Source organism: Streptomyces sp. SID5643 (genome assembly GCF_009872555.1).
In the GTDB taxonomy this organism is placed as follows: Bacteria; Actinomycetota; Actinomycetes; order Streptomycetales; family Streptomycetaceae; genus Streptomyces; species Streptomyces iakyrus.
Genome location: NZ_WWIC01000092.1, coordinates 1 through 15,090 on the forward strand (window position 1 = coordinate 1; position 15,090 = coordinate 15,090).

General features: G+C 71.3%; 17 protein-coding genes. 13 read left to right on the forward strand and 4 right to left on the reverse strand.

Going from position 1 to position 15,090, the window contains the following annotated elements:
• Positions 1 to 63: 63 nt before the first annotated feature.
• Positions 64 to 1,542: an NsdA family TPR-like regulatory protein gene (locus GTY56_RS11205; protein WP_161364971.1), complete on the reverse strand. Its 1,479-nt coding sequence runs from the start codon at positions 1,540 to 1,542 to the stop codon at positions 64 to 66.
• Between the two features lie 238 nt (positions 1,543 to 1,780).
• Between GTY56_RS11205 and lipB the strand changes: the two genes are divergently transcribed.
• From lipB to GTY56_RS11225, 4 genes are all read left to right on the forward strand, one after another.
• Positions 1,781 to 2,581, forward strand: a complete 801-nt coding sequence (gene lipB / locus GTY56_RS11210; RefSeq protein ID WP_161364973.1) for a lipoyl(octanoyl) transferase LipB — start codon at positions 1,781 to 1,783, stop codon at positions 2,579 to 2,581.
• Between the two features lie 102 nt (positions 2,582 to 2,683).
• Complete coding sequence (gene lipA / locus GTY56_RS11215; protein ID WP_161364974.1) at positions 2,684 to 3,649, forward strand: lipoyl synthase; 966 nt, start codon at positions 2,684 to 2,686, stop codon at positions 3,647 to 3,649.
• Positions 3,650 to 3,912: 263 nt separating this feature from the next.
• The gene (locus GTY56_RS11220) at positions 3,913 to 4,116 is read left to right on the forward strand and encodes an SCO2195 family GlnR-regulated protein (protein WP_030837456.1); all 204 of its coding nucleotides are present in this window, start codon (positions 3,913 to 3,915) and stop codon (positions 4,114 to 4,116) included.
• A gap of 75 nt (positions 4,117 to 4,191) precedes the next feature.
• The gene (locus tag GTY56_RS11225) at positions 4,192 to 4,893 is read left to right on the forward strand and encodes a DUF4191 domain-containing protein (RefSeq protein WP_161364976.1); all 702 of its coding nucleotides are present in this window, start codon (positions 4,192 to 4,194) and stop codon (positions 4,891 to 4,893) included.
• A gap of 81 nt (positions 4,894 to 4,974) precedes the next feature.
• Here the strand turns inward: GTY56_RS11225 and GTY56_RS11230 are convergent, their stop codons facing one another.
• Complete coding sequence (locus GTY56_RS11230; protein WP_033312589.1) at positions 4,975 to 5,442, reverse strand: RDD family protein; 468 nt, start codon at positions 5,440 to 5,442, stop codon at positions 4,975 to 4,977.
• 210 nt (positions 5,443 to 5,652) lie between these two features.
• Between GTY56_RS11230 and glnA the strand changes: the two genes are divergently transcribed.
• The 6 genes from glnA to GTY56_RS11260 all read left to right on the forward strand — a co-directional run bounded on the left by glnA (position 5,653) and on the right by GTY56_RS11260 (position 11,119).
• Positions 5,653 to 7,062 (forward strand): type I glutamate--ammonia ligase, encoded by a 1,410-nt coding sequence (gene glnA / locus GTY56_RS11235; RefSeq protein ID WP_161364979.1) that lies wholly within the window; start codon positions 5,653 to 5,655, stop codon positions 7,060 to 7,062.
• Positions 7,063 to 7,172: 110 nt separating this feature from the next.
• A complete protein-coding gene (locus GTY56_RS11240; protein ID WP_161362730.1) occupies positions 7,173 to 7,439 on the forward strand; it encodes an SCO2583/SCO2584 N-terminal domain-containing protein in 267 nt (88 codons plus the stop codon).
• 39 nt (positions 7,440 to 7,478) lie between these two features.
• On the forward strand, positions 7,479 to 7,850 hold the full coding sequence (locus GTY56_RS11245; RefSeq protein WP_161362728.1) for a cupin domain-containing protein: 372 nt from the start codon (positions 7,479 to 7,481) through the stop codon (positions 7,848 to 7,850).
• A 96-nt stretch (positions 7,851 to 7,946) separates the two neighbouring features.
• The gene (gene htpX, locus GTY56_RS11250; RefSeq protein ID WP_161362726.1) at positions 7,947 to 8,864 is read left to right on the forward strand and encodes a zinc metalloprotease HtpX; all 918 of its coding nucleotides are present in this window, start codon (positions 7,947 to 7,949) and stop codon (positions 8,862 to 8,864) included.
• A 7-nt stretch (positions 8,865 to 8,871) separates the two neighbouring features.
• On the forward strand, positions 8,872 to 9,456 hold the full coding sequence (gene pspAB / locus GTY56_RS11255) for a PspA-associated protein PspAB (protein ID WP_161362725.1): 585 nt from the start codon (positions 8,872 to 8,874) through the stop codon (positions 9,454 to 9,456).
• Positions 9,457 to 9,496: 40 nt separating this feature from the next.
• Entirely contained in the window at positions 9,497 to 11,119 is a 1,623-nt protein-coding gene (locus tag GTY56_RS11260; protein ID WP_161362723.1) for an alpha/beta fold hydrolase, read from the forward strand.
• 152 nt (positions 11,120 to 11,271) lie between these two features.
• Here GTY56_RS11260 and GTY56_RS11265 read toward each other — a convergent pair whose 3' ends face one another.
• Positions 11,272 to 11,907 (reverse strand): TetR/AcrR family transcriptional regulator, encoded by a 636-nt coding sequence (locus GTY56_RS11265; protein WP_161362721.1) that lies wholly within the window; start codon positions 11,905 to 11,907, stop codon positions 11,272 to 11,274.
• 102 nt (positions 11,908 to 12,009) lie between these two features.
• Between GTY56_RS11265 and GTY56_RS11270 the strand changes: the two genes are divergently transcribed.
• On the forward strand, positions 12,010 to 13,065 hold the full coding sequence (locus GTY56_RS11270) for an aldo/keto reductase (RefSeq protein WP_161362719.1): 1,056 nt from the start codon (positions 12,010 to 12,012) through the stop codon (positions 13,063 to 13,065).
• Between the two features lie 54 nt (positions 13,066 to 13,119).
• Here GTY56_RS11270 and GTY56_RS11275 read toward each other — a convergent pair whose 3' ends face one another.
• A complete protein-coding gene (locus GTY56_RS11275; protein ID WP_033312582.1) occupies positions 13,120 to 13,434 on the reverse strand; it encodes a hypothetical protein in 315 nt (104 codons plus the stop codon).
• 227 nt (positions 13,435 to 13,661) lie between these two features.
• On the opposite strand from GTY56_RS11275, the gene GTY56_RS11280 reads away from it, so the two are divergent.
• Together GTY56_RS11280 and GTY56_RS11285 are read left to right on the forward strand one after the other, a co-directional pair.
• Positions 13,662 to 14,021 (forward strand): arsenate reductase family protein, encoded by a 360-nt coding sequence (locus GTY56_RS11280; RefSeq protein ID WP_161362718.1) that lies wholly within the window; start codon positions 13,662 to 13,664, stop codon positions 14,019 to 14,021.
• Between the two features lie 125 nt (positions 14,022 to 14,146).
• Positions 14,147 to 14,830 (forward strand): SCO2207 family protein, encoded by a 684-nt coding sequence (locus GTY56_RS11285; protein ID WP_161362715.1) that lies wholly within the window; start codon positions 14,147 to 14,149, stop codon positions 14,828 to 14,830.
• The last annotated feature ends 260 nt before the right edge of the window (positions 14,831 to 15,090 follow it).

Genomic DNA, 15,090 nt, shown 5'->3' on the forward strand with positions numbered 1-15,090 from the left:
GTGGCTTGTCGCGCCCACGCGGCGGAGCCGCACATCGACACAGCCCCGCGCCCCTGAGGAACCTCACCCGAGGGCCGCTACCTTGTCGCGGTAGCTTCGCACCGGCGCCGCGTCCTTGTACGGCTCGAGCCTGCGCTCGAAGTCCCTCACGTACTCCACCGCCCGTACCGAGCGCATCTCCGCGGCCTGGCCCGCCGCCTCCGCGGCGAGCTGGCAGGCCTGGTCGAGTTCGCCGAGGCCCAGGCGGGCGGTGGCGAGGACCACGCGGCAGAAGAGACGGCTGCGGGCGAAGGAGGGGGCCCGCAGCTGGAGTGAGCGTTCTGCGTGCTGGGCGGCGGCGCGGAACTGCTGGAGGTCGCGGTGGCAGTGGCCGAACTCGTCGGCGAGCTGGGCCTCGTCGAAGAACTTCGCCCAGTGCGGGACGTCGTCCCCGGGCCGGGCCGTCTCCAGGGCGCGTTCGGCGCGGACCAGCGCGGCGGTGCAGGCCCGGACCTCGCCGAGCACCCCGTGCCCGCGTGCCTCGGAGGCGTGGAGCAGGGCCTGGACGACGGGCGGTCCGGAGGTGCCGACGCCCTGCTGCGCCACCCGGGCGAGCTGGACGGCCTCCCGCCCGTGCCCGAGGTACACCGCCTGGCGGCTCATGGTGACCAGCACGTAGGACCCGTACGTCCGGTCCCCGGCCGCCTGGGCGAGCCGCAGCGCCTGTACGAAGTAGCGCTGGGCGAGTCCGTGCGCGGCGATGTCGTACGACGTCCAGCCCGCGAGCCGGGTCAGGTCCGCGGCGGCCGCGAACAGCCGGCGGCCCGTCTGCTCGCCGTAGGTGCCGCGCAGCATGGGCTCGCACTCGTGCTCCAGGTAGCGCACGAGGGCCTGGCGGGCGTGACCGCCGCCGTAGGCGTCGTCGAGGGTGCGGAACAGCTCGCCGACCGAGCGCAGGGCGGCGATGTCGCCGGCGGTGACCTTCTGCCCGGGTCCGCGTTCGGCCTGGCCGCGCTGGCGGGGCAGGGAGGGCACGCCCTGCTCGGGCGTGGCCGTGGGGCGCAGGGCCGGGCGGCCCTGGACCGGGATGCGGGCGGCGGCCGGTTCGCCCCGGGCGACCTTCTCGTCGGCCCGGCCGATCAGCCAGTCGCGGCTGGGCACGACGAGCCCTGCCGGGGTGAAGGCGATCTTGCGGAGCTCGGCGTGGCTGCCGGAGTCCTTGCGCCACAGCCCGCTGACGATGTCGACGGCCTCCTCGGGGGTGGCGGCGAACTCGAGCCCCGCGTAGACCGGGGCGCAGGCGTCCAGGCCGAGGTCCTGGGCGGTGAGGCGGCGGCCGAGGCGCCGGGTGAAGACCTCGGCGATGAGGGCGGGCGTGGTGCCCCTGGGCTGCTGACCGCGCAGCCACCGGGTGACGGAGGTCTTGTCGTATCTCAGATCAAGCCCGTGTTCGAGACCGAGCTGGTCCACGCGACGGGCGAGTCCCGCGTTGGAGAACCCCGCTTCTGCGATGAGCGCGGCGAGCTGTCGGTTGGGGGTGCGCTGCGCGGGTCGTTCCGTCATGGTGCGGTGCGGTCTCCTGCCTTCCGGTGTCGGTGACGTGCCGGATTGCCTGTGAGCAGGCCTTTTGGCTTGCTGAACGGCGCGAATGTAGCGGAGAGTAAGCACCCCCTCACACATTTTCCCGGACATTCATCCGATCGTGTGAGGATTGACCCCGGGACTGACGTGTCCGGGCCGGACGTACAGTGGCTTGGGCGCGCTACGTGCCTGATACACCCGTCCGAGGGAGGCGCTTGCCGTGAGTGAGTTGCGGTTCGTCCGCATGGGGTTCGGTGACGAGGCCGTCGAGTACCAGGAGGCGTGGGACGAGCAGCGCCGGGTGCACGCGGCGCGCTTCGCCGACGAGGTCCCCGACACCGTGCTGCTTCTGGAGCACCCCCCGGTCTACACGGCCGGACGGCGCACGGCGGACAACGAGCGACCCCTCGACGGCACGCCCGTCATCGACGTCGACCGCGGTGGCAAGATCACCTGGCACGGCCCGGGCCAGCTGGTGGGCTACCCCATCCAGAAGCTCCCGCGCCCGGTGGACGTCGTGGCGCACGTGCGCCGCCTCGAAGAGGCCCTGATCCGTACCTGCGCGGACTTCGGCCTGGAGACCAGCCGGGTGGAGGGCCGCAGCGGCGTGTGGATCCTGGGCGACCCGGTCGAGCAGCGCCCCGCGCTCGGCGGACTTGCACTGGACTTCGACCCCCGGCTGCACGACGAGGAGTTCGACCCGCGGATGAACGGCCCGGAGTACGCCCCGTCCAACGCGGGCCAGCGCCGGGAGGACCGCAAGATCGCCGCGATCGGCATCCGCGTGGCGAAGGGCGTCACCATGCACGGTTTCGCGCTCAACGTGAACCCCGACAACAAGTGGTTCGACCGGATCATCCCGTGCGGCATCCGTGACGCGGGCGTCGCCTCGCTGGCCGGCGAGCTGGGCCGGGACGTGACGATCGAGGAGGTCCTGCCCGTCGTCGAGCGGCACCTGCGGGACGTCCTGGAGAACGCGGAGCTGAAGCCGCGGGAGATCGAGAAGACGCCGGCGGCATAAATCGGCCCGTGGCGGAGCTAGAGGGGTAGCGCCCACACAGGCATTCAAATCAACGGGCGTACCCTTGAGGACGCCGAAGAATCAATCGCTAGGGAGCCGGTCGTGTCCGCAGTCGCACCCGACGGACGCAAGATGCTGCGCCTGGAGGTCCGCAACAGCCAGACCCCCATCGAGCGCAAGCCCGAGTGGATCAAGACCCGGGCGAAAATGGGTCCCGAGTACACCGCGATGCAGAAGCTCGTGAAGAGCGAGGGCCTGCACACGGTCTGCCAGGAAGCCGGCTGCCCGAACATCTACGAGTGCTGGGAGGACCGCGAGGCGACCTTCCTGATCGGCGGCGACCAGTGCACCCGGCGCTGCGACTTCTGCCAGATCGACACCGGCAAGCCCGAGGCGCTCGACCGTGACGAGCCCCGCCGGGTCGGTGAGTCCGTCGTCACGATGGACCTGAACTACGCCACGATCACCGGCGTCGCCCGCGACGACCTGGAGGACGGCGGCGCCTGGCTGTACGCCGAGACCGTGCGCCAGATCCACCAGCAGACCGCGGGCCGCGAGGCCGGCCGCACCAAGGTCGAACTGCTGGCCCCGGACTTCAACGCCGTTCCGGAGCAGCTGGAGGAGGTCTTCTCCTCCCGCCCCGAGGTCTTCGCGCACAACGTCGAGACGGTGCCGCGGATCTTCAAGCGCATCCGCCCCGGCTTCCGCTACGAGCGCTCCCTGAAGGTCATCACCGAGGCGCGCGACTACGGCCTGGTCACCAAGTCGAACCTCATCCTGGGCATGGGCGAGACCCGCGAGGAGGTCAGCGACGCGCTGAAGCAGCTGCACGAGGCGGGCTGCGAGCTGGTCACCATCACCCAGTACCTGCGGCCCTCGGTGCGCCACCACCCCGTCGAGCGCTGGGTGAAGCCGCACGAGTTCGTGGAGCTGAAGGAGGAGGCCGAGCAGATCGGCTTCTCCGGCGTGATGTCCGGGCCGCTGGTGCGCTCCTCGTACCGCGCCGGACGGCTGTACCAGATGGCCGTCGAGAAGCGGGACGGGTACGTCGCGGCGCAGGCCGTCTGACGCATCGTCACCACCCCTGCCCACCTCCGGGTGGGACAAGCGTGTGAATTCGCGCACAAGAGACTACCCGCTGGTAGTGACCGATTTGACGCGGTCCTGACCGTCCTCGCAGATGAGGGCACATGTCAGGACCGCGTCGGCGTTCCACCGCCCCCCACCGGGGCTTCATGGGTGTTTGACCGGCCGGTCACGCCCTGGTAACACCAATCAGTGACGCTGAACTCACAGCACGTACACCCATCACCCGAGGGGGGACCTCACCCATGCAGGCCGCGCCGCCCGTCCGCGCCACCGCGATCCCGTCCTTCACGACCGCACTGCGTGCCGTCGAGTCGCTGCTGATGAGCAGCGGTCAGCGCACCGCCCGCCGCAACGCGTGGACCTCCGTGCTGGAGGACCGTCGTCGCGCCAAGGACCGGGTCGAGACGCAGCGCGTCATCGAGCAGTCCCTGTCCGTGCGCCCCTGATCCCCGGCCCTCCCCCGGAGCCCCCCGCGGGCACTGCCGTCGTCGGCACTTGTGGGGCCACGTAGACTTCGGGGCATGGCGAGGAAGGAACCTGCAGCGGACGCTGCGAACCCCGGGCGACTGAAGCAGATCGCTCTGACCTACAAGATGACCCGCAGGGCCGACAAGAAGATCGGTCTTGTACTCGCGGCAGTCGGAATCGTCACCCTCGGTGTCTTCCTCGCGATCGGTTTCTTGATCGGTCACCCCATCTATCTCGGCATCCTGGGCCTCCTGCTCGCCTTCCTCGCGTCGGCGATCGTGTTCGGACGCCGGGCCGAGCGGGCCGCCTTCGGGCAGATGGAGGGACAGCCCGGCGCCGCGGCGGCCGTGCTCGACAACATCGGCCGGGGCTGGACGACAACCCCCGCGGTGGCGATGAACCGCAACCAGGACGTGGTGCACCGCGCGGTCGGCAAGGCCGGCATCGTGCTGGTCGCCGAGGGCAACCCGAACCGGGTGAAGACCCTGCTGGCCGCCGAGAAGCGGAAGATGAACCGCATCGTCGCGGACGTCCCCGTGCACGACCTGGTCGTGGGCACGGGCGAGGGCCAGGTCGAGCTGAAGAAGCTGCGGACGACCATGCTGAAGCTCCCGCGCGTCCTGACCGGCCCGCAGGTCACGGCCACCAACGACCGGCTGCGCGCCCTCGGTGACCTGATGAGCAACATGCCGCTGCCGAAGGGCCCGATGCCCAAGGGCATGCGGCTGCCGAAGGGCGGGCCGAAGGCTCGCTGACACCCCGCACCCGACATGCACGAGGGGCGCCCGGATCACACCGGGCGCCCCTCGTTCGTGCCGGGTCGCTCTCGACAGGCCCTAGATGCGGACCTCGACCGTGCCGGCCAGGCGGTCGTGCAGGCCGCGGCCGTCGCGGTCCCAGATCAGGGCGGGGATCGCCAGGAAGAGCAGGACCGTGCGCAGGGCGGCGCGCCAGGGGCTGACCCGGCCGGTGTCCAGGGCCAGCACCCGCAGGCCGAGCAGACGCTTGCCCGGAGTGAAGCCGACCGAACCGACCGTGAGGACCATCAGCGCGAACATGATGAGCGGCGCCCAGATCTGGGCCGCCTCGTTGTAGCTCTGGGTGATGAGACCGTATGCGATCAGGAGGCACAGACCCCAGTCGACCGCGAGGGCGACGAGCCGGCGGCCCGGGCGGGCGATCGAGCCGGGTCCCTCCTCGGGCAGACCGAGCTGCTCACCCCGGTATCCGAAGTCGACACCGGCCTCTTCCGCGGCCGCGCGGGGCCCGGAAAGCCACGATCCGAGTGCTTGCCTGTTGTCCACCCGTCCACGGTACTGCGCCCGTAAATGACCAGGACACGGCGGGGTGTGTCCGGGCTACGGTGGAGGCTGAGCCGGTTAACTTGTGCGAAACAAATGAGTCACGCCCGAGAAACCACCCGTCCCTAGGGTCGAGGTCAGCGTGTGCCACCCGCACTGGCCGCACGAACGAACTACCACCCCGGCGGGACGGTCGGGAGTAGGAGGAGCTGGATGTTCCAGAACGCCGACGAGGCCAAGAAGTTCATCGCGGACGAGGACGTCAAGTTCATCGACGTCCGCTTCTGCGACCTCCCGGGCGTGATGCAGCACTTCACGGTGCCTGCGGAGGCGTTCGACGCTGACGAGGAGCTGGCCTTCGACGGCTCCTCGATCCGGGGCTTCCAGGCCATTCACGAGTCCGACATGGCGCTGCGCGCGGACCTCTCGACCGCCCGGGTCGACCCGTTCCGCCGTGACAAGACGCTGAACATCAACTTCTTCATCCACGACCCGATCACGGGCGAGCAGTACTCCCGCGACCCGCGCAACGTGGCGAAGAAGGCCGAGGCCTACCTCGCGTCGACCGGCATCGCCGACACGGCGTACTTCGGTCCCGAGGCCGAGTTCTACGTCTTCGACTCCGTCCGCTTCGCGACCAGCGCGAACGAGTCCTTCTACCACATCGACTCCGAGGCCGGCGCCTGGAACACCGGTGCCCTGGAGGACAACCGCGGGTACAAGGTCCGTTACAAGGGCGGCTACTTCCCGGTCCCGCCGGTCGACCACTTCGCCGACCTGCGTGCCCAGATCTCCCTGGAGCTGGACCGCGCCGGCCTGAAGGTCGAGCGCCAGCACCACGAGGTGGGCACCGCCGGCCAGGCCGAGATCAACTACAAGTTCAACACGCTGCTCGCCGCCGCCGACGACCTCCAGCTCTTCAAGTACATCGTGAAGAACGTGGCCTGGCAGAACGGCAAGACCGCGACCTTCATGCCGAAGCCGATCTTCGGTGACAACGGCTCGGGCATGCACGTCCACCAGTCGCTGTGGACCGGCGGCCAGCCGCTCTTCTACGACGAGGCCGGTTACGCGGGCCTGTCGGACACCGCCCGCTACTACATCGGCGGCATCCTCAAGCACGCCCCGTCGCTGCTGGCCTTCACCAACCCGACGGTGAACTCGTACCACCGCCTGGTGCCGGGCTTCGAGGCGCCGGTCAACCTGGTGTACTCGCAGCGCAACCGCTCCGCCGCGATGCGTATCCCGATCACCGGCTCGAACCCGAAGGCCAAGCGCGTCGAGTTCCGCGCGCCCGACGCCTCCGGCAACCCGTACCTGGCCTTCTCGGCGCTGCTGCTGGCCGGCCTGGACGGCATCAAGAACAAGATCGAGCCGGCCGAGCCGATCGACAAGGACCTCTACGAGCTGGCTCCCGAGGAGCACGCGAACGTCGCGCAGGTCCCGACCTCCCTCGGCGCGGTCCTGGACCGGCTGGAGGCCGACCACGAGTTCCTGCTCCAGGGTGACGTGTTCACCCCGGACCTGATCGAGACGTGGATCGACTTCAAGCGCGCCAACGAGATCGCGCCGCTGCAGCTGCGTCCGCACCCGCACGAGTTCGAGCTCTACTTCGACGTGTGATCGACGCCTGACCAAGGCTCGCGCCCGCGCCCCCGCTGTCGTTTCCGACGGCGGGGGCGCGGGCGTTTGTTCTATTCTTGGGTCAAGGACCACACGGGGGTGGAGCGGCAATGCCCGAGCACGAACAGGACGATCAGCAGCGCGAGTTCGACCTCAGATGGGCGGACGGAGCCGAGCACAAGGAGCCCTCGGCCCGGGCCCGTATGCTCGCCGCCCGCTGGAAGCACAACCCGCCCGGGCCCGTGCCGTTCCGGGCCGACCCGGAGCACGTCGGCTCCCGCCGCCGTTCCCCCTGGATGTCCACCGCGCTGGTGCTGGGCTGCGTGGCGGCGGTGATCGTGCTGCTGGGGTACATCAACTTCAGGGCTCCGCACTAGAGGCTGTCCGGACACCGGCGGCTGCTAGCGTCCGGCCCCGTGGACGACAGCGTGTACGTGGGCAACGCCGGTACGGACGCCGCCCTGGACCGGGGGTGGATCCTCGGGCACTTCAAGGACGCCGGGGATCCGCGGCACAGCGAGGCCGTGGAGATCAAGTGGGGTGTGCACCCGCCCGGCGACGAGCGCGCGCAGTGGGTGAGGGGTGAGGAGCGGACGGCGCTGTTGGTCCTGGTCAGCGGGCGGTTCCGGGTCGAACTGCCCGGGCGGAGTGTGCTGCTGGAGCGGCAGGGGGACTACGTGGTGTGGGGGCGTGGTGTCGATCACTCGTGGCGTGCGGAGGAGGAGTCGGTCGTGCTGACGGTGCGGTGGCCGTCCGTGCCCGGCTACGCGGTGCCCGCCGGCGGCTGACGGCTTTGCCGGTCCTGGGGGTGATCACGACCCCTCCATGGGGGGCCCGGGTGCACACTGGCGGTGGGACGAGTGCGTGACTGCGGGGTGAGGCAGATGCACAGCCGCTTCCGGAGCGACCGGCGGTTGACCACCCGGATGGGGATCACGCTGTTCCTGCTCGGATTGTTGTACGTGGGGTTCGTCGCCGCGTTGATCGTGCTGCTGAGATCCTGGGTGCTGGTGGTGGTGGTCGCGGCGGCGCTGCTCGGCGCCCAGTACTGGTTCTCCGACCGGATCGCCCTCTACGCCATGCGCGGGCGGGTCGTGCAGCGGGAGGAGTACCCCGAGCTGTACACGGTGATCGACCGGCTGTGCGCCCTGGCCGACATGCCGGCCCCGGTGGTCGCCGTGTCCGCGATGGACATGCCGAACGCGTTCGCGACGGGGCGCAGTCCGGATCACGCGGTGGTGTGCGTGACGACCGGGCTGCTGCGGCGGCTGGAGCCGGCCGAGCTGGAGGGCGTGCTCGCCCACGAGCTGTCGCACGTGGCCCACAAGGACGTCGCCGTGATCACCGTCGCGTCGTTCCTCGGGGTGATCGCGGGGCTGATCGTGCGGTTCGCCTTCTACTCGCAGCTGTTCGGCGGGGGCCGCAGGGACCAGAACACCGCTGCCGTCTTCGCCGCCGTGATGGGTGTGTCCGCGGCCGTCTACGCGATCAGCTTCCTGCTGATCCGGGCCCTGTCCCGGTACCGGGAACTGGCTGCGGACCGGGCGGCCGCGCTGCTCACCGGCCGGCCCTCGGCACTGGCCTCCGCGCTCACCAAGGTCTGCGGCGACATCGCCCGCATCCCCGCCAAGGACCTGCGCACGGCCCAGGCTTTCAACGCCTTCTACTTCACACCGGCGCTGGGCCGCGAGCCCGGGATCGCGCGGCTCTTCTCGACCCACCCGAGCCTGGAGCAGCGGCTCGACCAGCTGGGCCGGATCTCCGCCGAGCTGGGCGAGGCGGCGGCCCCCGGAGGGATGTGACCGACCCATGGGACTGCTGGACATCCTGCTCGGCCGGACGAAACCGGTCGGGGCGGATCTCGACCGGATCTTCGCCCTGCCCGCGGCGGCCGTGACGCTGGAGGCCGCCGCGGGCTTCACGCCGACCGGGCGGGGCGCGGTGTGCTTCGCCACCGTCGAGGGCGCGGCCTTCGAGCAGTCCCACCGCGAGGTGCAGGCCCTGCTGGACGCCGACACCGACCGCGACGGCCCGCCGGTGGAGCTGCGGCAGGACGACTACGGCTACTCGTGGCTGGTCTCGCACCGCTCGCCCGACCGGCTCTCCGCGCTCGTGAACGACCTGCACGCCGTGAACAGCCAGCTGGAGGCCAACGGTTTCGGTCCCCAGTTGCTGTGCTCCCTGGTCGGGTTCGAGGACCGCGCCGGCCGTCGGCTCGCGCTGGTCTACCTCTACAAGCGCGGCACGTTCTACCCCTTCGCACCCCTGCCGGACGGCACGGAGCGGCGCGACAGCGCACTCGAACTCCAGGTGCGGGCCGCGCTCTCCGGTGATCTGCGCCTGGAGCCGGACCTGGGCCGCTGGTTCCCGGTGTGGGGGGCGCCAGGGCTGTGAACGCCCCTCGTGGACCGGGGCCGCGTGAGTGAATGGCCGTATGAGTGGGCTGATCCCTTTCCATCACGTCGTCGGCGGCGAACGGCTCAGCGGACTGACCACCGGCAGTGGCCGGCCGGTCCGGGCCACGGTCGTCCTGCTGCACGGCGCGGGCACCGGAAACAAGGAGCGGCTGGTGCCGCTGCTGGCGGAGTTCGCCGCGCACGGCTGTCACGCCCTCGCCTTCGACTTCTCCGGGCACGGGGAGAGCACCGGCCTGCTGCGGGAGCTGAGCCTGCGCCGCCGCTTCGAACAGGCCGTCTCCGTCATCGACGCCCACGCGCGGGGGGACGCCCCGCTGGTCCTGGCCGGGATCAGCATGAGCGGCCAGACGGTGGCGGACCTCGTGGGGCACTACGGGGACCGGGTGGCGGCCCTGGGGCTGTGCGCGCCGGCGGTGTACGGGGCCGAGGCGTGGGACGTGCCGTTCGGCGCCGGTGACGGGCGGTTCAGCGAGATCATCCGCAGGCCCGGGAGCTGGCGCGCGGCCCCGGCGCTCGACGTCCTGCGGGCGTTCGAGGGACGGGCGGTGCTCGTGGTGCCGGGCACGGACGAGGTGATCCCGCCCGCCGTGACCGAGGCGTTCTGCGAGGCGCTGGCCCGGCGGGCCCAGTTCACCCACTGGGAACTCCCGGACGCCGAGCACCGGTTGGGACTGTGGTTCCGCGACCACCCCGAGGATCGCCGCGAGTTCGTCGCCGCCGTGCTGACCGGGCTCGGCGAGCAGGGCTGGACGGCGACCCGCGCGTGGGTGGCCAAACAGCTGCCCGAGGACCGTACGGTCGGCAAGTCGGCTTTCCTGACCGGTGGCTGGAGCGCCCAGATGCGGCGGCTGACCCTCGACGACGGCACCGAGCTGGCGCTGCGGACCTTCGTGAAGCCCTTCTTCCGGCGGCACGCGCCCGGGCTGCTGACCCGCGAGGCGGAGATCCTCACGCTGCTGGCGGAGCAGGAGGGCGTGCCGGCCGCCGAGCTGATCGGCGTCGACGCGACCGGCGAGCACTGCGACCATCCGTCCCTGCTGATGTCCGTGCTGCCGGGGCGGGTCCGGGTGGACGAGGAGGAACTCGACGCGCGGGTGGACCTGCTGGCGGGCCAGCTGGCCCGGATCCACCGGATCGTCCCCCGGGAGCGTCCGCGTGCGTACCAGGCGTGGACGTCGCCGGCGGCGGTCCCGGCCGGGTGGGAGCGGGCCGTGGACGTCATCCGCCGCGCTCCCCCGCCCTACGACGGCTGCTTCCTGCACCGCGACTTCCACCCCGGGAACGTCCTGTTCACCGGTTCGGGGGCCGGTCTGCGGATCAGTGGTGTCGTCGACTGGGTGGAGACCTCGTGGGGGCCCGCCGACCTGGACGTCGCCCACTGCTCGACGGCACTGGCGCTGCTGTTCGGCCCCGGCTACGGCCTCGGTTTCCGGGAGCGCTACGAGGCCCTGGGCGGGCGGCGACTGGCCGACGGCCCGGAGCATCTGTACTGGCGGCTGCTCGATGCCCTGGCGTACGTCCCCGACGCGGCGAAGCTGGCGGGGCCCTGGCGGGAACTGGGCCGGACCGATCTGACGCCGCGGGTGCTGGGCGAGCGGCTGGAGGCGTATGTGGAAGGGCTGATGGAACGGTACGCCTGAGGAGGCGGGCCGGTCGGGGCGGTCGCGTGCGTCCCGCACCGAGCGGTACGCCTGAGGGAGCGGGCCGGCCGGGGGGCGGTCGCGTGCGTCCCGCACCCGTCCGGTGCCCCCGTGACCCGGGCCCCGGCGCTTCTGCCGCGCTTCCCCGTCCGTCACGCGCGCTGGGGCTTCCCGTCTCCGCCCGTGACGTAGACCCCCGCCCGCGCCGCCGTCACCGCCGCCTCGGCGGCCCGGTCGGCGGTGGCCTCGTCGAGTCGGCCGCCGCTGATCAGCAGGTGGTAGTAGAGGGGGGCGGAGACCGCGCGGACGACCTCGTGCGGGTCGGTGCCCCCGGGCACCTCGCCCCGGTCGACGGCCTGCCGGACACAGGGAGCCCATTCCCTGACGCGGATGTCGTAGAAGCGGTGCAGCGCGGCGGCCGTTCGCGCGTCGCCGGTCGCCGCGGCGATCAGGGCCTTGAACAGCGGCCCCTGCCGAGGGTCCGTCAAGGTGCGCTGGACGAGGCGGGCGTTGGCCGTCAGGTCGCCGAGCAGCGATCCGGTCTCGGTGCGCGGCGCGGACTGCTCGGCCATGTCCTCGAGAAGGTCGGCCACCAGGGCGGTCACCGTTCCCCAGCGCCGGTAGACGGTCGTCTTGCCCACGTCGGCGCGGCGCGCGACGTCGGCCAGGTCCAGGTCGGTGAAGCCCTGCTCCGTGAGGGCGTCCTCGGCGGCCCGCAGCACCGCCTCCCGCACGCGCGCCGTGCGTCCCCCGGGTCGTACGGTCCCGGGCTCACCTCCGTCAGCCATAACGGCACTCCTGTTCCATTAACGACTTCACCCTGCTGCCTTAGTGATTGTTAACGGAACCAGAGACCCGTTAAGCAGGGTCGCTGTCGACAGGAGTCCGCGATGGAGTACAGACGACTGGGCGCGTCCGGCCTGATGGTCCCGGCGCTGAGCTTCGGAGCCGGCACGTTCGGCGGGCGGGGCCCGCTCTTCGGCGCCTGGGGCACGACCGACGCGCGGGAGGCGCGCCGCCTGGTGGACATCTGCCTGGACGCCGGGATCACGATGTTCGACACCGCCGACGTCTACTCCGGCGGCGCGTCCGAGGAGGTGCTCGGGGAGGCGATCAAGGGCCGCCGCGACCAGGTGATCGTCTCCACGAAGACGAGCCTGCCGATGGGCGACGGCCCCGGCGACGCGGGCTCCTCCCGCTCCCGGTTGATCCGCGCCTGCGAGGACGCCCTGCGCCGACTCGGCACGGACCACCTCGACCTCTTCCAGCTCCACGCCTTCGACGCCGGGACCCCGGTGGAGGAGGTGCTGGCCGCGCTCGACTCACTGGTCCAGGCGGGCAAGGTGCGCTACACCGGCGTCTCCAACTTCTCCGGCTGGCAGGTGATGAAGTCCCTCGCGGCCGCCGAGCGGCACGGCCGTCCCCGTTATGTGGCGCATCAGGTGTACTACTCCCTGATCGGCCGCGACTACGAGTGGGAGCTGATGCCGCTCGCCCTCGACCAGGGTCTCGGCGCGATCGTCTGGAGCCCGCTCGGCTGGGGGCGCCTCACCGGCAAGGTCCGCCGCGGCACACCGCTCCCGCCCGGCAGTCGCCTGCACCGCACCGCCGACCACGGCCCGCCCGTCTCCGACGAGCACCTCTACGCCGTGGTCGACGCCCTGGACGAGATCGCCGAGGAGACGGGCAGGGCGGTGCCGCAGATCGCCCTGAACTGGCTGCTTCAGCGGCCGACCGTGTCGTCCGTCCTCATCGGCGCCTGGGACGAGCGGCAGTTGCGGCAGAACCTCGGCGCCGTCGGCTGGAGCCTCACCCCCGGACAGGTGGCGAAGCTCGACGCGGCGAGCCACCGCCCGGCGCCGTACCCCCACTTCCCCTATGAGCGCCAGGAGGGCTTCGCCCGCCTGAACCCCCCGGTGATCCCCGCGCCCGGCCGGGCAGCATGAACGAGCGCCGGGCGCCCCGTCGTCCAGGGCACCCGGCGCTCGCAGCCGAGCGGGTCAGCGGGCGTAGCGCATGAACGCCCGCACCATGTGGCACGTCGTGTCCGACGGCGGGTGGACGCCGATCTGCTCCGCCGTGTCGCGGATCGTCTCGTTGCGGGCCTGGTTCGGCATGTAGACGCCCGAGTCGAGCAGGGCGATCGCCAGGCGCATCGCCTTGAGGCGGCGGTTGTGCGTCACGTACCACTGACGGGGCCGGCCCGGCGGCAGCGGCCGCTTCTCCACGGGCGCGTACGGCAGGTCGAGCAGGACGGGACGCTTCGCAGTGGACTGGGTGGGCAACGGCTTCGACTTCAGGGCGGCAGCGGGCACGGGCATCCTCCTGTCGCGTCGGGCGGCTCACCGAAGACGTCGGCATCCCCGGCGCCACCCTCGAACACTGCTTACAGTTTACCGCCCGGCACTGACAACGGGGAGTCCGCCGAGAGCGGCAAAACCCCAGGTGGATAAGGGAATTGGCGTTACGTCACGGCAGGTCCGCAAGGTGCGGGTGAGGCGCCAGAAATTCGAACAAGACGGTCGGCGCGTACCGTGTGCGCATGGAGATCTGGATCAACCCCGCGTGTTCGAAGTGCCGCAGCGCCCTGACGCTGCTCGACGCCGAGGGCGCCGACTACACCGTCCGCCGCTACCTGGAGGACGTGCCGAGCGAGGACGAGATCCGGGGCGTGCTCGACCGCCTCGGCCTCGAACCCTGGGACATCACCCGCACCCAGGAGGCCGACGCCAAGGAGCTCGGGCTCAAGGAGTGGCCGCGGGACGCCGGTTCACGCGGCCGCTGGATCACGGCACTCGCACAGCACCCGAAGCTGATCCAGCGCCCGATCATCACCGCGGACGACGGAACGGCCGTCGTCGGGCGCACCGACGAGGCCGTACGGGACGCCCTGTCGCGCTGACGCGCCGTCGGCTCCGGACCCGCATGTGGTGCAGGTCACTTGAGTGACTCCTGTAACCACTGAGTAACCTCGTTCGGTATCTCGTACATAGCGGCGTACGCTCCCCTACCTCTCAGGAGGCGCGCATGTCGCGCAGGAGAACTCTCGGCACGAAGAAGAAGATCGCGCTGCTGGTCAGCGCGGCGACGGTGGCGGGAGGCGGGGCCTTCGTCATGGCGAGCACGTCGAACGCCGCGCCGACCCCCAAGTCGGCGTCGGAGTCGACGGTCTGCCTGGGTCTCGCCACCGCCCTCGGCAACAACCAGAAGTTCATCGCGGACCAGCGGGCCAACCCGGACGCCCAGTCCGAGGCGCGGATCGCCAACCGCGAGGCGGTCGTCGCGGAGATCAAGCGGAAGCAGGAGGCGTCGGGATGCGCCGTCGGGGAGTCGGCTCAGGACTCCCAGACCGCGCAGCCGTCGCAGCCCGCCCAGCCGGCCCAGCCGCCCGCGGCCTCGGCCCAGCCGTCGCAACCCGCCGCGTCCGCCCCCGGGGGAGACACCGGCGGCGGTGCCGCCTCCGGGCAGCAGGTGTGCAACGGCTCCACGGTCACGCTCTCCGGCGAGGGCGGTGCGCCTGCCGCGTCCAGCAACCAGTTCCCGGCCGGCACGAAGCTGAAGGTCACCAACCTGGACAACAACAAGTCCACGACGGTGGAGGTCACTTCGGTGTCCGGCAGCTGTGCGCTGCTCAACAACGCGGCCTTCGAACAGGTCCGTGAGCCCGGCAAGTTCCTGATCCGCCGGGCCCTGATCGAGAAGGTGGGGTGACGCCGTACGACCCAGTGAAGCGATGAGGCGGCGGCCACCCCCTCGGCCGCCCACCTCGTACGTGTCACCGGTCCTGCCGCCCCCGGCCAGGGGCGGCAGGACCGGCGCGTGCGGGCCCGCGCGGCGCCGGTCACCGGCTTGACGGAGGGAAGCCGGTGAAGGGCGCCGCGCAGCGCAGCGCGGCCTCTCGGCGTGAGGTGCGGCACAGCATCACCCGGTAACACGGGGTTCACATGCGAGCAATGGCCGGGAAATCGCCT